Annotated in this window: 17 protein-coding genes and 1 tRNA gene; 11 read left to right on the top strand and 7 right to left on the bottom strand. The window is 70.1% G+C overall.

Annotation, left to right across the window (positions count from 1 at the left end; genetic code table 11):
- From G6039_RS17085 to G6039_RS17105, 5 genes are all read right to left on the bottom strand, one after another.
- Positions 1-341: RBBP9/YdeN family alpha/beta hydrolase (locus G6039_RS17085; RefSeq protein WP_338148580.1), on the bottom strand; the 341-nt coding region annotated here is incomplete at its 3' end.
- On the bottom strand, positions 338-1,693 hold the full coding sequence (locus G6039_RS17090) for an MFS transporter (RefSeq protein ID WP_006937064.1): 1,356 nt from the start codon (positions 1,691-1,693) through the stop codon (positions 338-340). The genes G6039_RS17085 and G6039_RS17090, both read right to left, overlap by 4 nt.
- Positions 1,694-1,845: 152 nt before the next feature.
- A complete protein-coding gene (locus G6039_RS17095) occupies positions 1,846-2,898 on the bottom strand; it encodes a beta-keto acid cleavage family enzyme (protein WP_006937062.1) in 1,053 nt (350 codons plus the stop codon).
- Positions 2,899-2,958: 60 nt separating this feature from the next.
- Positions 2,959-3,855, bottom strand: a complete 897-nt coding sequence (locus G6039_RS17100) for a TauD/TfdA dioxygenase family protein (protein ID WP_043798470.1) — start codon at positions 3,853-3,855, stop codon at positions 2,959-2,961.
- 56 nt (positions 3,856-3,911) lie between these two features.
- Positions 3,912-4,886: a quinone oxidoreductase family protein gene (locus G6039_RS17105; protein ID WP_006937059.1), complete on the bottom strand. Its 975-nt coding sequence runs from the start codon at positions 4,884-4,886 to the stop codon at positions 3,912-3,914.
- Positions 4,887-5,516: 630 nt separating this feature from the next.
- Here G6039_RS17105 and G6039_RS17110 point away from each other — a divergent pair.
- The 8 genes from G6039_RS17110 to G6039_RS17145 all read left to right on the top strand — a co-directional run bounded on the left by G6039_RS17110 (position 5,517) and on the right by G6039_RS17145 (position 14,168).
- Positions 5,517-6,662 carry an acyl-CoA dehydrogenase family protein gene (locus G6039_RS17110; protein WP_006937057.1) on the top strand — a complete coding sequence of 382 codons (1,146 nt, stop codon included), beginning with the start codon at positions 5,517-5,519 and terminating at the stop codon, positions 6,660-6,662.
- Positions 6,659-6,886, top strand: a complete 228-nt coding sequence (locus G6039_RS17115) for a hypothetical protein (RefSeq protein WP_006937055.1) — start codon at positions 6,659-6,661, stop codon at positions 6,884-6,886. The genes G6039_RS17110 and G6039_RS17115 overlap by 4 nt, the downstream gene beginning before the upstream one ends.
- Complete coding sequence (locus tag G6039_RS17120) at positions 6,883-8,400, top strand: long-chain-fatty-acid--CoA ligase (protein ID WP_043798467.1); 1,518 nt, start codon at positions 6,883-6,885, stop codon at positions 8,398-8,400. The genes G6039_RS17115 and G6039_RS17120 overlap by 4 nt, the downstream gene beginning before the upstream one ends.
- Positions 8,397-10,100 carry a PHA/PHB synthase family protein gene (locus G6039_RS17125; protein WP_043798465.1) on the top strand — a complete coding sequence of 568 codons (1,704 nt, stop codon included), beginning with the start codon at positions 8,397-8,399 and terminating at the stop codon, positions 10,098-10,100. The genes G6039_RS17120 and G6039_RS17125 overlap by 4 nt, the downstream gene beginning before the upstream one ends.
- A 27-nt stretch (positions 10,101-10,127) precedes the next feature.
- Entirely contained in the window at positions 10,128-10,580 is a 453-nt protein-coding gene (locus G6039_RS17130) for a MaoC family dehydratase (protein ID WP_006937051.1), read from the top strand.
- Positions 10,577-11,398, top strand: coding sequence for a poly(3-hydroxyalkanoate) depolymerase (phaZ, locus tag G6039_RS17135; RefSeq protein WP_043798462.1), 822 nt, complete (start codon positions 10,577-10,579; stop codon positions 11,396-11,398). Before G6039_RS17130 ends, phaZ begins: the two co-directional genes overlap by 4 nt.
- Before the next feature lie 224 nt (positions 11,399-11,622).
- Positions 11,623-12,657, top strand: a complete 1,035-nt coding sequence (locus tag G6039_RS17140) for an AraC family transcriptional regulator (RefSeq protein WP_006947579.1) — start codon at positions 11,623-11,625, stop codon at positions 12,655-12,657.
- Between the two features lie 314 nt (positions 12,658-12,971).
- Positions 12,972-14,168 carry a YeiH family protein gene (locus G6039_RS17145; RefSeq protein ID WP_043798458.1) on the top strand — a complete coding sequence of 399 codons (1,197 nt, stop codon included), beginning with the start codon at positions 12,972-12,974 and terminating at the stop codon, positions 14,166-14,168.
- Between the two features lie 73 nt (positions 14,169-14,241).
- Here the strand turns inward: G6039_RS17145 and G6039_RS17150 are convergent.
- Positions 14,242-14,312 (bottom strand) — tRNA-Gly (locus tag G6039_RS17150).
- Positions 14,313-14,533: 221 nt separating this feature from the next.
- Here G6039_RS17150 and G6039_RS17155 point away from each other — a divergent pair.
- The gene (locus G6039_RS17155) at positions 14,534-15,817 is read left to right on the top strand and encodes an esterase/lipase family protein (RefSeq protein WP_043798456.1); all 1,284 of its coding nucleotides are present in this window, start codon (positions 14,534-14,536) and stop codon (positions 15,815-15,817) included.
- On the opposite strand, the gene G6039_RS17160 is transcribed toward G6039_RS17155, so the two are convergent.
- A complete protein-coding gene (locus tag G6039_RS17160; protein WP_006947582.1) occupies positions 15,768-16,589 on the bottom strand; it encodes an oxygenase MpaB family protein in 822 nt (273 codons plus the stop codon). The genes G6039_RS17155 and G6039_RS17160 overlap by 50 nt on opposite strands.
- A gap of 90 nt (positions 16,590-16,679) precedes the next feature.
- Here G6039_RS17160 and G6039_RS17165 point away from each other — a divergent pair, with 90 nt between their 5' ends.
- Positions 16,680-17,297, top strand: coding sequence for a TetR/AcrR family transcriptional regulator (locus G6039_RS17165; protein ID WP_006947584.1), 618 nt, complete (start codon positions 16,680-16,682; stop codon positions 17,295-17,297).
- Between the two features lie 87 nt (positions 17,298-17,384).
- Positions 17,385-17,975, top strand: coding sequence for a dCTP deaminase (dcd, locus tag G6039_RS17170; RefSeq protein WP_006947585.1), 591 nt, complete (start codon positions 17,385-17,387; stop codon positions 17,973-17,975).
- Positions 17,976-18,009: the final 34 nt, after the last annotated feature.

Raw genomic sequence — 18,009 nt, forward strand, 5'->3', positions numbered from 1 at the left:
ACCACGGCCCGGTTCTCCGGAGCGGTGTATCCCGGGACGACGGTGAGGTCGGGTGGGGTGGCCAACAACGCGCCCACGACGGGGTGGTCGTGGCGCTGGGCCCACGCCACGGTGATCATCACACCGGCGCTGTGCGCGACCAGCAGCACCGGGCCGGTCGTGCCGGCGACGACCTCGTCGAGGGCGGCGACGCGGGCGGCGAGACCGAACTTGTCGCGCTGCAGCGGCTCGACCGTGGTCACCTTCGGCAGCCGCGCGGCGAGCAGGGTCTGCCAGTGCTCGGCGACGTGGCCGCGCAGGCCCGGCACGATCACCACGGTCGTGGTATCGAGGGTGCTCACTTGTCGGCTCCGGTCTGCTGCGCGGGGGTGGCGGACAGGGTGGCGAGCTTGCGGACGCCGGCGGGGTAGACGCGCTTGCCGGCCAGCAGCACCGCGACCGCGCCCAGGTAGACGAGCGGCGCAAGTTGCAGAGCATTGGCGAGGCTGATCCTGTCCGCGAGGACACCGACGACGAACGGGCCCGCGGCCAGCCCGAGCAGGCTGTTGGCCAGGGTGGTGGTGCCGAACGCCGACGCCCGCACGGTGGGGTGGGTCAGATTGGCGACCATCGCGGTGACCGCGCCGGTGGAGCCGGCGGAGAAGAACGCGCCCAGTCCGAGCAGCACCAGCTGGGCGGTGCCGACCGGCAGCCGGAACCCGACGATCAGCAGTACCCCGGCGGCGAGGCTGATCGCGATCGCGACCGTCCACTTGCGGGCCGGGTCGATGCGGGCGGCCCGGTCGGCGACGATGCCGCACACGATCATGCCGGCGCCGATGAGCAGCACGAAGACCGCGGCCATCGCGGCGGCCTTGTCCGCGGCCAGCCCGTAGGAGCGGCCGAAGAAGCTGGGCAGCCACGCCATCAGCGCGGCGGCGGTGAACATCTGCAGCCCGCCGCCGATGTAGGCGCACAGCACCGCGGGGTTGGTGAACAGGCTCGAAATCGGGGCACGTGCAACCGGGCCCGGCGCCTCGGTGTGGGTGGTGTTCGTGTCGTCGTCGATGGCGTGGCGGGCGAGCTTGCGCTCGCTGACCAGGGCCCAGAACAGCGCGACCAGGATCAGCCCGAAGATCGCCATCGACGCGAAGGACCAGCGCCAGGACAGCTGCACGGCGATGACCCCGCCGAATGCGACGCCGATCACCGACCCGAACGAGCCGCCGGCCATGAACGCACCCGAGAGCGAGGCCCGCAGCCGCGGCGCGAACACGCTGAGCACGACCGCGATACCGACGCTGCCGTAGGCGGCCTCACCGACCCCGACCAGGAACCGGGCGCCGAGCATCTGCTCGTAGGAGCCCGCCACCGCGCACAGCAGGGTCGCCACGCTCCACAACGCGGCCATCACGACGAGGCTGCGCACCCGGCCCCACCGGTCGGCGAGCATCGACAGCGGCAGGGTGAGCAACCCGACCATCAACGCGACCACGCTGTTCAGCGATGCGAGGTGCGAATCCGACAGCGACCATTCGGCTTTCAGGAACGGGAACACCGCACTGAGGACCTGCCGGGACATGTAGTCCGACAGCAGCAGCCCGAAGGTGAGTGCGAACACGAGCCACGGGTAGAACCGGGATCGCCCGCTGCGGCGAGACGGCGCCGACACGGTCGCGGTCCGCTCCGGCGCGGTGGGGGTGAGAGAGGACATGATCTTCCTAAACCTCGGGTGGGGTGGGGAGGAGCGCGATGGCTGGGGGTGAAGTTTGTGGTGCTGACGGCCGGTGGGAGAAAGGGTTCCGCGTGCCCGGGGGCGCGGCACGGGGCGTGGTGTCACGCCCCGCGGGTCACGCGGATGCTGCGTCAGGCGTGCTGGGTGAAGCCGCGCTGGCCGGGGCGGCGGTTGGGTGCGAAGCCGATCTTGGCGAGGGTCTCCTCGGCGCTGGTGTAGTGCTCGTCGAGCTTGTAGATCTCGCGGGCCTCCTTGCCGGTGGCGACCTCGCGACCGAGTTCGTTCGCGATGCGGACGAGCTGTTCGACCTGCGCCACGGAGGTCATCTTCTCGCCCTTGCGGCCCCACAGGGTGTCCTCGGTGCCGCAGCGGGCGTGCAGGCCCATCGCGATGGCCATGGTGTTGACCGGCAGCACGCTGCGCATCAGGGTTTCCAGGGTGAGCACCGCCCCGTCGGGGGTGCGGCGGATGAACTCCATCATGTTGTACGGGTTGGGACCGTCGAAGCCGCCGCCGATGCCGACCCAGGTCACCATCAGCGGGCCGGTGTAGACGCCGCGACGGATCAACCGCTCCACGGTCTCGAGCTGGGCGATGTTGGCGAGCTGGAAGTGCGGCTGGATACCGTTGGCCTGCAGCCGGCGCAGGTGCTCCTCGACCCAGCCCGGCCCGGCCGGGACGGTCATCTCGCGGTAGGCGTCGTAGACCTCGGGGCGCTCGAAGGAGGTGCCGGCGATGTCGTCGGCGGTCATCAGCTCGACGATGTTCATCTGATTGGTGTTGATCGCGATGGTGACCTGGTCGGGCTTGGGGTCGAGTTCGGCGAGCATGTGGCGGGTGTCGTCGGAGAGCCACTTCGCGTCCGCGCCCTCGCCTTCGGGTGCGAACGAGATCGAGCCGCCGACCTGCAGGATCATCTCGGGTACCGCCTCGCGCAGCCGTGCCAGCAGCTCGTTGAACTTCGAGAGCCGCTTGGAGCCCTTGCCGTCGAGTTCCCGCACGTGGATGTGCAGCACGGTCGCGCCGGCCTCGTAGCAGTCCACCGCCTTCTGCACGTGCTCGTCCATGGTCAGTGGCAGGTCCTCGGCGAAGTCGTCGATGTCCCACTCCGGGCCGTAGGGGGCGACGGTGATGACCAGCTTCTCCTGGTTCTCCGGGAACAGGGCGTCGTCGTGGAAGTGCATGGTGGTGCTCCGATCAGAGTTGTGGTGGGGTTGGTGAGGGTGAACGGGACGGGGGAGGGGTCAGAAGGTGGCGTCGCCGACGATGCCGGCGCGTTCCATCTTGCGTACTGCGGGCCAATAGTCCTGCACCGCATAGTGTTGCGTGGATCGGTTGTCCCAGATGGCGACGCTGTCGGGGGTCCAGCGCCACCGCACCTGGTATTCCGGGATCGCGGCCTGGCTGATCAGGTAGCGCAGCAGATCCCCGGCGCCGGGGGCGTAGTCGATGCCGAAGCGGACGTTGTCGGGGGTGTGGTAGTTGACGAAATGGGTGGCGAAGGCGTTGACGAACAGGATCTTCTCCCCGGTTTCCGGATGGGTGCGCACCACCGGGTGCTCGGCGTCGGGGAACCGCTCGTGCAGCGCGTGCCGGGCCTCGAGGGGCATGTTCGCACCGAAGCTGGCCTCGATGCTGTGGCGGGCGCGCAGCCCGTCGATCCGGTCCTTCACCGATTGCGGCAGCCGCGTGTAGGCCAGCGCCATGTTCACCCAGACGGTGTCGCCGCCGACCGGTGGGATCTCCACGGCGCGCAGCACCGAACCCATCGGAGGGTTCTGCCGCCACGTGGCGTCGCAGTGGTAGGCGTTCTCGTAGTGCTCCGGCGCGCTGTCGAGGTCCTTGTAGATCCGCACCAGCCCGGGATGGTCGGGGTCGCTGCCGGCCACCGGGTGATCCTCGAGCGGGCCGAACCGTTCCGCCAGCGCGACGTGCTCGGCGCGGGTGAAGTCCTGCCCGCGCAGGAACAGCACCTTGTGACGCAGCAGCAGCGCACGCAGCTCGGCGAACAGGGCGTCGTCGCGCGACACCTCGCCCAGGTCCACGTCGAACAGCTCCGCACCGATCGTGGCGGTCAACGGCTCGATCCGGAACGGGGTCACCGTCCGTGTCCGCCGGGGCATCTCGATCGTGACAGACATTGCGTTGTCTCCTAGAAGAATTGGGGTTCGGTGACGGTGTCGGGTATTCGCCGGGTTCAGAGGGTGAAGACCGAGGTGCCGATGCTGGCGCCGGCCTCGAGATCGCGGTGTGCGGTCACCGCGTCGGCCAGCTCGTAGCGCTGGTTGATGTCGATGCGGATACGGCCGGCGGCGACGTGGCCGAACACCTCGCCGGCCAGTTCGGCCCGCTCGGCCGGGTCGGCGATGTAGTCCGCCAGCGCGGGACGGGTCACGAACAGCGAGCCCTTCACCGCCAGCGACATCGCGTCGATCGGCGGGATCGGTCCGGACGCGGTGCCGAAGCACACCAGCAGGCCGCGGCGGGCCAGCGAGTCGAGCGAGGTCGCGAAGGTGGAGGCGCCGATGCTGTCGAACACCACCGGCACTCCGACCCCGTCGGTGATCTCGCGGACCCGGGCGGGGACGTTCTCGCGGGTGTAGACGATCACGTGTGCACAGCCGTTGGCGCGGGCGATCTCGGCCTTCGCGTCGCTGGACACGGTGCCGATCACGTTGATGCCCAGCAGATTCGCCCATTGGGTGACGATGGAGCCGACCCCGCCTGCGGCGGCGTGCAGCAGCACCGTGTCCCCGGCGTCCAGCGCGACGATGCGCCGCAGTAGATACGCACTGGTGAGCCCGCGCATGGTCATCGACGCCGCGGTCTCGAACGCGATCCCGCCCGGGAGCGTGATCAGGTGCTCGGCCGGCATCACCCGCTCGGTGCTGTAGGCGCCCAGCGGGCTGCCGGTGTAGGTGACGCGGTCACCCTCCCGCACGTGCGACACGCCGGTGCCGACGGCCTCGACCACACCCGCCGCCTCGACGCCCATGCCGGCGGGCAACGCGGCCGGGTAGAGCCCGGTCCGGAAGTAGGTGTCGGCGAAGTTGAGGCCGACCGCACCGTGGCGGATCCGGACCTCGCCCGGGCCGGGTTCCCCGACCTCGGCGTTCTCCCACCGCAGGACCTCCGGTCCACCGGTCTCGTAGAAACGAACGGCCTTCGCCACGGTATTCTCCTTCTCGGTCCCGGGTGCTCGCGTCGTGACGACTCGGAGATCCGAAACGTTGTGCTGTGGAACAGCTTTTGGATTCGCTCGGGTGCGCCGGTTCGGCTTGTGAGGGCGGTCACCGGGTGGCCCGTGCTGTGATGAACCCAACTCTAGTCGGACCATCCCATGGATACTTATCCTGGCGGGACTCCAAATATTCGCTTCGGGACGCTGCGGCGATCCAGCGGCCTCGCCGGCCCGGGACGTGCATCCCGCCGGGTTCGAGCCGGCTGCATCCCGGATGCGAGGGGCGTGATGGTGTGGGACGGTGTCGGTCGATCGAGCCGACCGGGGCGGCGTCGGTGTGCGACAACGGTGCTCATCGGATTCGCGTGGACTGCAGGCGGTGTGGTCTGTGCGCCATCAACCCTGTCCCGATACGAATAGTCTGCTGACCCGATGAGATAAGTACGGTGGGTGCGGTTCGGCTACCGTGGAGTGGCAAGCCGAAGACCCACATGGGTTCTCGATCGAGTCCCGCACTCCGCGGGCCACGTCCCCAGCACCGGGATCGTCGATGCAGCCGGCCGAGGCGGCCACCTGCCCGACGTGCTCGAAAACACCCGTCGCCACCCCTCAGGAAGATCGATGACCAGGACCATCTATACCGCCGACCACCTCGCCTTTCGTGACACGGTGCGTGACTTCACGCAGCGCCACCTGATTCCGGAGCACGAGCGGATCATCGAGCAGCGGTTCATCGACCGCGAGATCTGGATCGAGGCGGGCAAGCTCGGCCTGCTCGGTCTGGAGGTACCCGAACAGTACGGTGGCAGCGCGGCGGGAGACTACCGGTTCAATGCTGTTGTGGGGGAGGAACTCTCGCGGGTGAGTGCCGCGATCGCGTCGAGTTTCGGCATCCACTACGACATCGTGGCGCCGTATCTGGTGGAGCTGACCACCGAGGAGCAGAAGCAGCGGTGGCTGCCGGGGTTCTGCACCGGTGAACTGGTCGCCGCGATCGCGATGACCGAACCGGCCGCGGGCTCGGACCTGGCCGGATTGAAGACCACCGCCCGACGCGACGGGGAGGACTGGATCCTCAACGGGTCCAAGACGTTCATCACCAACGGTTACCACGCCGACCTGGTGATCGTGGCGGCGAAGACCAGTCCGGAGAAGAAGGCCAAGGGCATCACCCTGTTCGCGGTCGAGACCGGCACGGCGGGCTTCGAACGGGGCCGCAAGCTGGACAAGGTCGGCCAACCCGAGTCCGACACCGCCGAGTTGTTCTTCACCGACGTCCGGGTCCCGGCGGCGAACGTGATCGGCGAGGTCGACGGCGGGTTCGCGCACATGATGCGAATGCTGCCGCAGGAACGGATCTGCGCGGCGGTGTCGAATCTCGCGCACGCCGAGGCGATCCTGGCCGAGACCCTCGACTATGCCCGGGCGCGCAAGGCGTTCGGCCAGGCGATCGGCTCGTTCCAGTACAACAAGTTCCTCTTCGCCGAACTGGTCACCACGCTCGAGGTGGCGCAGGCGTTCGTCGATCGGTGCGTGCAGGCACACACCGAGGGGCGGCTCACCGCGGTGGACGCCGCGAAGGCCAAGTGGTGGAGCTCGCAGGTGCAGAACCAGATCCTCGACAGTTGCGTCCAGCTGCACGGCGGCTACGGGTTCATGAACGAATACCGGGTCGCGCGGGCGTGGAAGGACGCACGGGTGACCAAGATCTGGGCCGGGTCCAACGAGATCATGAAGGAGATCATCGGACGGGACCTCGGACTGTGAGCATCACCGCGCCGGCCACCCACGCGAGCGAACCCACCGAGTGGCTCGCCCGGCTGACGCGCACCCGGTCCGACGCCGCCGCCCGCATCGCGTGGCTGACCGGGGTGCTCGGCTCCATTCGCTGGGCTCCGGCGCTGTGCGTGCCCCTTCGGCCCCACGCCGGTTCGGAGACGACCACCGACCACGACCCCTTTCTCGAACCACACCGGAGAACCACAGCATGACCAATCTCAGTACCAATCTCGTTGTGTCAGCGCGCAACTACCCCGGCAAGACCGCGTTGCGGTGCGGCGAGGACACGCTCGCGTTCGCCGAGTTCGACGCGGCCGCGGCGCGGGTGGCAACCCTGCTCGAGCGGGCCGGGATCGCACCCGGTGACCGGGTCGCGGTGATGCTGCCCAACACCGCGGCGTTCGCGATCGTGTTCTACGGCATCCTGCGGCGCGGCGCGATCGCGGTGCCGATGAACCCCCTGCTGAAGGCCCGCGAGATCGAGTTCTTCCTGACCAACACCGCCGCGTCGGCGCTGTTCGCGACCCCGGTGTTCGCCGAGCAGGCCCGCGCCGCGTCCGACGCGGCCGACGCCCGGTTGTGGCTGGTCGACGACGACGACCTCGCCCGGCTGACCGCCGACCTGCCGGCGCAGGCCGCGCCGGTGGCGCGGGCGGGTGAGGACACCGCGGTGATCCTGCACACCTCGGGCACCACCGGCAAGCCCAAGGGCGCCGAACTCACCCACGCCGGACTGGCCGGCAACGCAGAGGTGACCGCCCGCACCCTGATCCAGATCGGACCCGACGACGTCGTGATGGGCGCACTGCCGCTGTTCCACGTCTTCGGGCTCACCTGTGGGCTCAACGCCTCGGTCCTCGTGGGTGCCACGCTGACACTGGTGCCGCGGTTCGACCCACGAGTCGCGCTCGAGGTGATCGCCCGCGACCGGGTCACCGTGTTCGAGGGCGTGCCGACCATGTACGCCGCGATGCTCGGTGTCGCCGGGGAACTCGACGCGGCGGCGACGGCGAGCCTGCGAGTGTGCGTCTCGGGCGGCGCGTCGCTGCCGGTGGCAGTGCTCACCGACTTCGAGCGGACCTTCGACGCGGTGATCCTGGAAGGCTACGGGCTGTCGGAAACCTCCCCGGTCGCCTCGTTCAACCACCCGGACCGCGTCCGTAAGACCGGCTCGATCGGCACCCCGATCGAGGGCGTGCGGATGCGTGTCGTGGACGGCACCGGTGCCGAGGTTCCGGCCGACCAGCCCGGCGAGATCCAGATCGCGGGACCGAACGTGATGAAGGGCTACTGGAACCTGCCCGAGTCGACCGCGGCCGCGATCGACGCGGCCGGCTGGTTCGCCACCGGCGACATCGGCCGCATCGACACCGACGGCTACTTCTACATCGTGGACCGCAAGAAGGACCTGATCATCCGCGGCGGGTTCAACGTCTACCCCCGCGAGGTCGAGGAGGTCGTCTACGAGCACCCTGCCGTGGCGGAGGCCGCGGTGGTCGGCATCCCGCACGCCAGCCTCGGCGAGGAGATCGGCGCCGCGGTCACGCTCAAGCCCGGCGCGAGCGCCGATCCCGCCGAGATCGTCGCATTCGTCAAACAGCGGGTCGCCGCCTACAAGTATCCGCGCCACATCTGGATCCTCGACACCCTGCCGCAGGGGCCGACCGGCAAGATCCTGCGCCGCGACATCACCATCCCGACCTTCGAAAGCAGCAACCGACCATGACCACCACCACCACCAAGCCGGCACACCGCCCCGACGAGCTCGCCGCGCCGCTGGACCTGCTGCTGGCCGGCTCGGCCCGCGGCGTGGCCGGCCGGATGCTGCCCAACCGATCCTGGGCCCGGCTCGCGGGCGGGCTGGCCACCCGCCCGGGCACGCTCGCGCACCGCGGCGGAAACCTGGCCAAGGAACTCGCTGCGGTCGCCGCCGGCCGCGCCGACCGCGCACCCGGCAAGGGCGACAAACGATTCGCCGACCCGGCGTGGCAGAACAACCCCTGGTTGCACCGCAGCATGCAGGCCTACCTCGCCACCGCCGACACCGCCTATGCCCTGCTCGCGGACGCGGGCTTGGACTGGCGCGACACCGAACGGATGCGGTTCGTGCTCGACAACCTCGTCGAGGGCCTCGCGCCGAGCAACAATCCGCTGCTCAACCCGCTCGGGTGGAAGGCGCTCATCGACACCGGCGGCCTGTCCGTGCTGCGCGGGGCGCGCGCGTTCGCCCGCGACATGGCCACCAAGCCGCGGGTGCCGGCGATGATCGAAGACGGCGCCTACACCCTCGGCGAGACCGTCGCGGTCACACCCGGGGCAGTGGTGTTGCGCACCCCGGTGTTCGAGCTGATCCAGTACGCTCCGCAATCCGCGACCGTGCGCGAGGTGCCGCTGCTGATGGTGCCGCCGGTGATCAACAAGTACTACATCACCGACATCGCCCCCGGTCGCAGCATGATCGAGTACTTCGTCGCCCAGGGCCAGCAGGTGTTCGCCATCTCCTGGCGAAACCCCCACGCCGAGCATCGGGACTGGGACCTCGACACCTACGGCGGCGCGATCCTCGAGGCGATGGACGCCGTCCAGGGGATCACCGGCACCGACCGCACGCATCTGCAGGGCAGCTGCTCGGGCGGGATCCTGGCCGCGACGACCGCCGCGTACCTGGCTGCCACCGGCCACGGCGACCGGGTTGCCGGGCTCACCCTGGCGGTGACCGTGCTCGACCAGGCCCAGGCCGGGTTCGCCGCCGCCGCCCTCGACGCACGCACCGCCGAGACCGCGATCGAACGCTCGCAGTCCAGGGGCTTCCTGGACGGGGACGAGCTGGCCGAGGTGTTCGCCTGGCTGCGCCCGACCGACCTGGTGTGGCGCTACTGGGTCAACAACTACCTGCAGGGACGCCCGCCCGCGCCGTTCGACGTGCTGCATTGGAACGCCGACACCACTCGCATGACCGCCGGCCTGCACCGCGACCTGGTCCGTATCGGCGCTACCAACGCGCTGGCCACCCCCGGCACGATCGACCTGTTGGGCACCCCGATCGACCTCGGAGCGGTCACCGCCGACGCGTACGTGATCGGCGGCATCGCCGACCACATCTCGCCATGGCAGTCCTGCCACCGCAGCGCCGCCCTGCTCGGCGGCGCCGACACCCGGTTCGTGCTCTCCACCAGCGGGCACGTCGCCGCGCTGGTCAACCCACCCGGAAACCCCAAGGCGTCCTTCCGGGTCGGGCCCGTCGACGCGGACACCCCGGAGCAATGGTTCGACCGCGCGACGGTCACCCGCGACTCCTGGTGGCCGGACTACACCACCTGGCTCGCCGCGCGCAGCGGCGCCACCGTCGCCGCACCCACCACGCTCGGCGGCGCCGGCCACTCCCCGCTCGACCCCGCTCCCGGCACCTACGTACACCACATCTGACCCACCACGACCTCAGGAAGCGACATCATGACCACCACACTCGACAACCCGAAAGCACTGCTCGACCTGGTCGGGCACGAACTCGGCCGCACCGACTGGCGCGAGATCACCCAGGAGCAGGTGAACCGGTTCGCCGACGCCACCGGCGACCACCAGTGGATCCACACCGACCCCGACCGGGCGGTGGCCGGACCGTTCGGCACCACCATCGCGCACGGCTACCTCACCCTGTCGCTGACGCCGATCGTGCTCGCCGAGGTACTCGCCATCGACCACCTCGGGATGGCAGTGAACTACGGGGTGAACAAGGTCCGATTCCCCGCGCCGGTCCCGGTCGGAGCCGAACTGCGCGCCACCGTCACCCTCACCGCCGCAGTGGAGAAACCCGCCGGCATCGAGGCCGTGTTCACCCTCACCTACGAGATCCGGGGCGGGACGCGGCCGGTGTGCGTCGCCGAGGTCGTCGTCGTCTACCGATGACCGGAGACGCTCGCACCACGCAGCGCACCCTCACCGTGGGCCGGCAACGCATCCGGGTCCACATCCGGCGCGGGTCGGGGGTGCCGCTGGTGCTGTGCAACGGGATCGGCGCCGGGCTCGAGGTGCTCGACCCGTTCGTCGCCGCCCTCGACCCGGCCACCACGATCGTCCGGTTCGACGTCCCCGGCGTCGGCGGGTCGCGGACCTCGTTCGCGCCCTACGGGTTCGGCTACCTGGCGCGGCTGCTGGGACGGGTCCTCGACCGGCTCGGTATCGGCGTGGTGGACGTACTCGGCCTGTCCTGGGGCGGCGCGCTGGCCCAGCAGTTCGCCTTCCAGAACCCGCGCCGGTGCCGGCGACTCGTGCTCGTCGCCACCGCCACCGGGGCGCTCATGGTGCCCGGACATCCCCGGGTGCTCGCCAAGATGCTCACCGGTCGCCGGTTCACCGACCCCGATCACACCGCAGCGATCGCCGGCCAGATCTACGGCGGCACCGCGAGAAACCAGGGCAGCGACATCGCCGCCCTCTTCGACACCCAGTCCCACGCCGGATCGACGATCGGTTACCTGCACCAGCTGCTCGCCGGCGCCGTGTGGACCAGCCTGCCGATGCTTCCCCTCATCCGCCAACCCACCCTGATCGTCGCCGGCACCGACGACCCCATCGTTCCGATCGTCAACGCCCACATCCTGCACCGACTGCTACCCCACGCCACCCTGTACCTGCACAACGGCGGACATATCGAACCGATCACCAACGCCGGCAGACTCGCCCCGGTGATCGACGCCTTCCTCCACGAACCCGAACAACGATGATGACGATCACCCACGACCGCCGACGCACGCACTCGCGGCCGCCGCCCGCGCGGGGGACCGTCCCCGCGCTGCCGAACAGCCGTCGGTGCGACACGGTGCACGTGATCATCGGTGTCCCCGGCGGCGATTTCGATCGGCGCCATCCGGGGCGTGTCTCACCGCCGGATCGAGCGTATCTTGAGGTGACATAGGTGTTCTCTCCGGGGCGAGAGGTGGGGCCGGACATGAAGCCGTTGGCCCGCTACGCCGCGATCACAGGGTACGCCGACCTGTGCGCGTCGCTGGGCACGGATCCGACGCCACTGCTGCGCAGCGTCGGGCTCGATCCCGCCGGGTTGGGGCTGCCGGACCGGTGGATCCCCGCCGTCGCGATCGCTCGCCTGCTGGAACGCTCGGCCGCCGCGACCCGCTGCCCCGACTTCGCGCTGCGGCTCGTCGAGCGTCGGCGCTTTGCCAGCCTCGGCCCGGTGAGCCTGGTCATCCGGGAGGAACCCGACGTCCGCAGTGCGCTGAAGTTCCTGATGCGCTATCAGCACATGTACAACGAGGCTTTGCGGCTGCGGTTGGTCGAGGCAGAGGACGTGGCGACGATCCGGGTGGGGCTCGAGCTGGGCGAACCCGCCGACACCCGGCAGGCCACGGAACTGGCGATGGGGGTACTGCACGGGCTGTTACGCGATTTCCGCGGCGGCCGCTGGCAGCCCCTGGCGGTCTGCTTCACCCATTTCGCCCCCGAGGACACCAGCGCCCACCTCGAGGCGTTCGGCCCGATGGTCAAGTTCGACCAGGAGTTCTCCGGAATTGTCCTCTACACAAGCGATCTCGACGCTCCCAACGCCATGTCGGGTCCCTCGATCGGACCGTATGCGCGCCAATTCCTCGACACCATCGACACCCGGCCCGAGGCGACGCCCGTCACCCGGGTCCGCGAGCTGATCGAACTGCTGCTGCCCACCGGGCGATGCTCGGTCGAGCAGGTCGCCCGCAGCCTCGGGGTCGACCGGCGCACCGTACACCGCCATCTCGCCGAGGCAGGGCAGAACTACACCGCGGTGCTCACCGCCACCCGCGTGGACCTGGCCGAACACCTCGTCGCCGGCCGCCGCTACTCGCTCACCGAGGTCGCCGATCTGCTCGGCTTCTCCTCGGCAAGCAACTTCTCCCGCTGGTTCAGCAACGAATTCGACTGCAGCCCAAGGCAATGGCGCGCCCAACACCGGACGGACACCGCCGTGCAGGCCGGGAACGCGCTGGTATGACACCGGCATCCGCGCGAACGCGGCGTCCCATATCGAATACACCGTGTCCCGATAGGGACAGTATGCCCTGCCGAATCCGGATACCGTGAGGTGCGTCGCAATTCAGGCCCTGCGGGGAGGTCCCCAGCCGGGTCGGTGACCGTGGCCCGTTCGATCGCGGCGACGTTGATCCCGGCGAGCCGGTCACCGCGAAGTGTCCGTAATGCACCGACGTGGAACAGATCTCGGTCACCCACCGAGCCTGACGGACCCGACCCCACGTCGAATACCTCGACCGGGCCGGGATGCCCGGGCCGACATGACGAAGAAGGAGAGTGTGCAGCGTGCTGGATGCTACCGCGGCCGCGGAGTCCGACCGCAGGGATCCCGACCACGACACGTCGGGCGAAGCGGATACGCGGCCGGCCGCGGGCGTGGGGACCGGCCAGGCCGAGTCGGGCGGCCGAGGCGGAGACGGGCGCAGCGGCGGCCGCGGCACCCGGCTCAACGGGAAGGTCGCGCTCGAACGGGCGCGTGCATCGCTGCCCGGATTGGTGTTGTCTGCCGCCGCGGCGGCGGTGGCAGTTGTCGCGGCGCGCCTGTTGGGTGGGATCAGCCCTCTGCTGATCGCGATCCTGCTCGGCGCGGTGGTCGCGAATCTGGGAACGCTGCCGACGGTCTTCGAGCCGGGTGTGACCGTCGCCTCGCGGCGGCTGCTCCGTATCGGAGTCGCGCTGCTCGGTCTGCAACTGCTGCTGCCGAACGTGCTGGCACTGGGGTGGGGGACGCTCGCGGTGGTCGCTGCGGTGGTCGGCCTGGGCATCGCCGGGTCGATGGCGCTCGGGAAGTTGCTCGGGATCGGCTGGACGCAACGGCTGCTGATCGCGTGCAGTTTCTCGATCTGCGGTGCCGCGGCCGCGGCCGCGGTCGACGGCGTGGTGAACGCACGTAAGCGGGAACTGGTGACCACCATCGCGCTGGTCGTCGTCTTCGGCACCGTGATGATTCCGGCTCTTCCCGCGGCTGCGGCCGCCCTGGGTCTGGACTCGACACAGGCGGGAATGTGGGCCGGCGCGGCGATTCACGAGGTGGCGCAGGTGGTCGCGGCCGGCGGCGCGCTCGACGCGGGGTCGTCGGCCGCGGCGGTGGGCGGCGGTGCCCTGGCCATTGCAGTGACGGTCAAGCTGGCCCGGGTGGCGCTGCTGGCGCCGGTGGTCGCGTGGATCGGGGTGGCGTCACGACGCCGCACCGCCACGCCCACGCAGACGCGGCGACCGCCCTTGGTGCCGCTGTTCCTGGTCGGATTCCTCGCCTGCGTGGCGCTGCGGGCCACCGGTGTTCTCGGACCGGGGTGGCTCGACGCCGCGCGACTGACCCAGACCGCGCTGCTCACCGCCGCGATGTTCGCGCTCGGCACCGGGGTCCGGCTGTCCGTGTTGCGCGGTGTCGGGTGGCGGCCCTTCGCTCTCGCCGCCGCCTCGACGATCATCGTCGCCGCGACCGCGCTCACCGGGGTGCTGCTGGTCGGCTAGCCGGTATGTGGGCGCCGACCCGCCGACGACGAAGGCCCCGGCTGCGCGATGCGCGGTCCGGGGCCTTCGGGAGAGCCGATGACGGGAATCGAACCCGCGTATTCAGCTTGGGAAGCTGATGTTCTACCATTGAACTACATCGGCACGCTGGGCTTTTGCCGATTTCTCGGCTCCGTCCACGCTCGTCGCACACTGTAGCAGACTCCGCACGGACGACGTCACATCCACCCCGGAGCGTTCCGTTTCGAGGGGGAGGTTGTTGCGGCAAACGCCGAGTGGAGGCCTCCGGAACCACCCCCTCGTCGCCGGAACCTCCCGCTCGCACCCGCCGCGACAGCGGCGCGTCGCACCCCCACACTGGGAGCATGAAGGCCACGGGGGAGCGGTCCGAGGCGTCCGAGCTGGCTCGGCTGCTGCTGGACGAGGTGGGCGCGGCGACCGGGGGCGTGCAGGCGATGCACCGCAGCATCTCCGACCGGGTGTTCGGGGCGGTCGCACTGGGCGTCGGGACGCCGGCGCTCGCGGTGAAGGCCGCGCACGACGCGATCGCCGACGGGGTCTATTCCGCGATCAGGGGTGCCGCCGCGGCGACGGGGAAGCTGGCCGCGCTCGGGCTCGCGGAGTCCACCGGCGACCGGTTGCCGTCGGAGAGCGTCCGCGGGGCGATGGCGATCGCCGCGGTCGAGGGCCTCATCGGCGACGTCCTCGAGGCCGAGGGCTCACCGCTGGCGCTGCCGATGTCGGTGCGGGTGGACAGCCGGGCCGTGCCACTCACGACCGAGGGCCTCGCCCGCGCGTTCCCGCACGCGACGGGCCGCGTGGTGGTGTTCGTCCACGGTCTGATGGAGACCGAGACGACGTGGCGGTTCGGCGGCCGCCGCACCTACGGCGAACGACTCGTCGACGATCTCGGCTGCACGTCCGTGTTCGTCCGCTACAACACGGGCCGGCGCATCTCCGCGAACGGTCGGGAGCTGTCGGCGCTGCTCGACGCGCTCGTGCGGGCGTGGCCGCGCAAGGTCGAGCAGCTCGCGTTGATCGGCCATTCCATGGGTGGGCTCGTCGCGCGCAGCGCCTGCTTCTACGGCACCGAGACCGATGCGGCGTGGACTCATCGTGTGCGCCATGTCGTTTCGCTCGGATCCCCGCATCTGGGGGCGCCGCTCGAGCAGGCGGTGCACTACGCGAGCGCCGCGCTCGTCGCAGTCCCGGAGCTGCGGCCGTTCGGGACGCTGCTGCGACGGCGCAGCGCCGGCATCCGCGACCTGAACCAGGGCGCCGTGGTGGACGAGGACTGGTCCGGTCGCGGCATCGACGACCTGCGCCGCGCCGTGTGCCGGGAGGTGCCCCTGCTCGACGGGGCGATGCACTGCTTCGTGTCGGCGACCCTGACGCGCAGCCCGGCTCATCCGCTGGGGCGGTTGCTCGGGGACGGACTCGTCCTGGTGCCGAGCGCGTCGGGGCACGGCCGGACCCGGCGCATCGGCTTCCGCATGGAGGACGGCATGCACCGGGCGCCGGCGCACCATCTGACGCTGCTCAACGACGACGAGGTCTACCGGCAGCTGCTGATGTGGCTGCGTACCGGCCCCGGAGGGGCTAGACCAGCGGACGGCCCGTCCGGATCCGCCGGCGCAGATCGGCCATGAGCAGCCGGTAGGGGGCTTCGCGCAGCGCCACCGGGAGCCGCGAGTTGACCGCCCCGAGGGTGCGCATGAGCCGGTCGAAGCGGCGCTGGTCGCGCGGGCTCCACGGCAGCCGCATCCGGTCGCGGAACATCGGCGGCAGGAAGCCGGCGGTGAGGAACAGGTTGAGCCGGCCGAACAGCAGCGACATCGGGCGGGGCAGGAACCGCATGGCGGCGATGGCGTAGAGATGGTCGCGCACGACGTCGTCGATGTCGACCTTGGCGAGCGCTTCGTTCCAGTACTCCTCGAACGCCTCGCGGTCGATCGGCCACATGTCGGGCTCGACCTGCAGGGTGGTGCCGAAGGTGGCGCCCTTGCGGTAGTACCACTCGACGGCCTCGGCCGGGATCGGTCCGTAGAGCGCGTGGTGCACGTCCTCGAAGCCGCGGTAGATGCACGCGGCCACCCACAGCTGCAGTTCGGGGTCGAAGGCGTTGTATTCGACCGGGCTCGCCTCGGTGGAGCGGACGTGGCGGTGGGCGGTGTTGACGGCGCGCCGGAAGAGTTGCTTCTCCTCGTCGGTGCCGGTGGCCGCGACCGCCAGGTAGGTGAGGGTGGTGCGGGTGCGTTTGATCGGATGGTCGAACAGCCGGCCGGAGGCGACACGGCTCTCGACGACGCCGTAGCCGACGCCGGGGTGGGACAGCTGCATGATGACGTTCGCCGCGCCGGCCATGAGGCCGAGGCCGTCCATGACGTCGTCGAACTCGGCAGGCTTCTCGAGGGTGGTCACGAGGTCGATCCCTTCGTCCGTCCTATATGTGAACACGACTGTAGTCACATATATGATCGGGGTAAAGAGCTCTCCTGAGAAGATGGACGGATGGTGACAGGACGGCTCTACGGGGGACGCGGGGGAGAACAGCGGCAGGCGGAACGGCGGGCGCAGCTCATCGAGGCCGGGCTCGACATCCTCGGCGGACCCGACGGCGATCACACCCTGTCCGTCCGCGGCGTGTGCAAGCGCACCGGCCTGGCCTCACGCTACTTCTACGAAAACTTCCCCGACCGCGACGAACTCACCGTCGCCGTGTACGACCACGTGATCCAGCGGATCGCCGAGAGCACCCTGCGCGCGGTCACGGAGGCACCGCGCGACGAACGGTCGGTGGTCCGGGCCGGCGTGGAGAACATCGTCCGCGAGGTCGCCGAGGACCCGCGCATGGGCCGGCTGATCTTCTCCGTCAGCCAGGCCAACCCCCAGCTGGTGAGCCGGCGACTCGAGTCGTCGCGCATGTTCGCCGGGCTGGTGACGGCGCAGGCGGTGGACTTCTTCGAGGTGAGCTCGACGCCCCGGCTCGACCTCGCGGCGCACTTCGTCGTCGGCGGCCTCGCACAGGTGCTCACGGCGTGGCTCGAGGGCGACAGCCCGCTGAGCCAGGACGAGGTGATCGAGGCCTGCACCGATTTTCTGCTCACGATGTCGTCGCAGGCCCGCTGACGCGACCGGCGGCGACGGACATCCGGCGCGGCTGACAACCTCGAGCGCTCTCGGAGCCGCCCGGTGCGAGTTGTTAGCCTCTACCTCGTGCTGCTCTCCGATCGCGACATCCGCGCCGAGGTCGCCTCCGGGCGTCTCGGCATCGACCCCTTCGATGCGGCGATGGTGCAGCCGTCGAGCGTGGACGTACGGCTCGACAGCCTGTTCCGCGTCTTCAACAACACCCGCTACACGCACATCGACCCCGCGCAGCGCCAGGACGAGCTCACCTCGCTGGTGCAGGCCCCGCCCGGGGAGCCGTTCGTGCTGCACCCGGGCGAGTTCGTGCTCGGCTCGACGATGGAGACGTGCAGCCTGCCCGACGACCTCGCCGGCCGGCTCGAGGGCAAGTCGTCGCTCGGCCGCCTCGGGCTGCTCACCCACTCCACGGCCGGGTTCATCGACCCGGGCTTCAGCGGGCACATCACCCTCGAGCTCTCCAACGTCGCCAACCTGCCGATCACGCTGTGGCCGGGGATGAAGATCGGGCAGTTGTGCCTGTTCCGGCTGACCAGCCCGGCCGAGCACCCCTACGGCAGCGCCGCCGTCGGGTCGAAGTACCAGGGCCAGCGCGGCCCGACGCCGTCGAAGGCGTATCTCAACTTCGTGCGCGAACACCCCGACGCCCGCCCGAGCTGACCGGGCGGTTGTCGCGTCGAAGGGGCGGTTGCTG

Origin of the sequence: Rhodococcus aetherivorans, assembly GCF_011058165.1 — a bacterium.
GTDB classification, from domain to species: domain Bacteria; phylum Actinomycetota; class Actinomycetes; order Mycobacteriales; family Mycobacteriaceae; genus Rhodococcus; species Rhodococcus aetherivorans.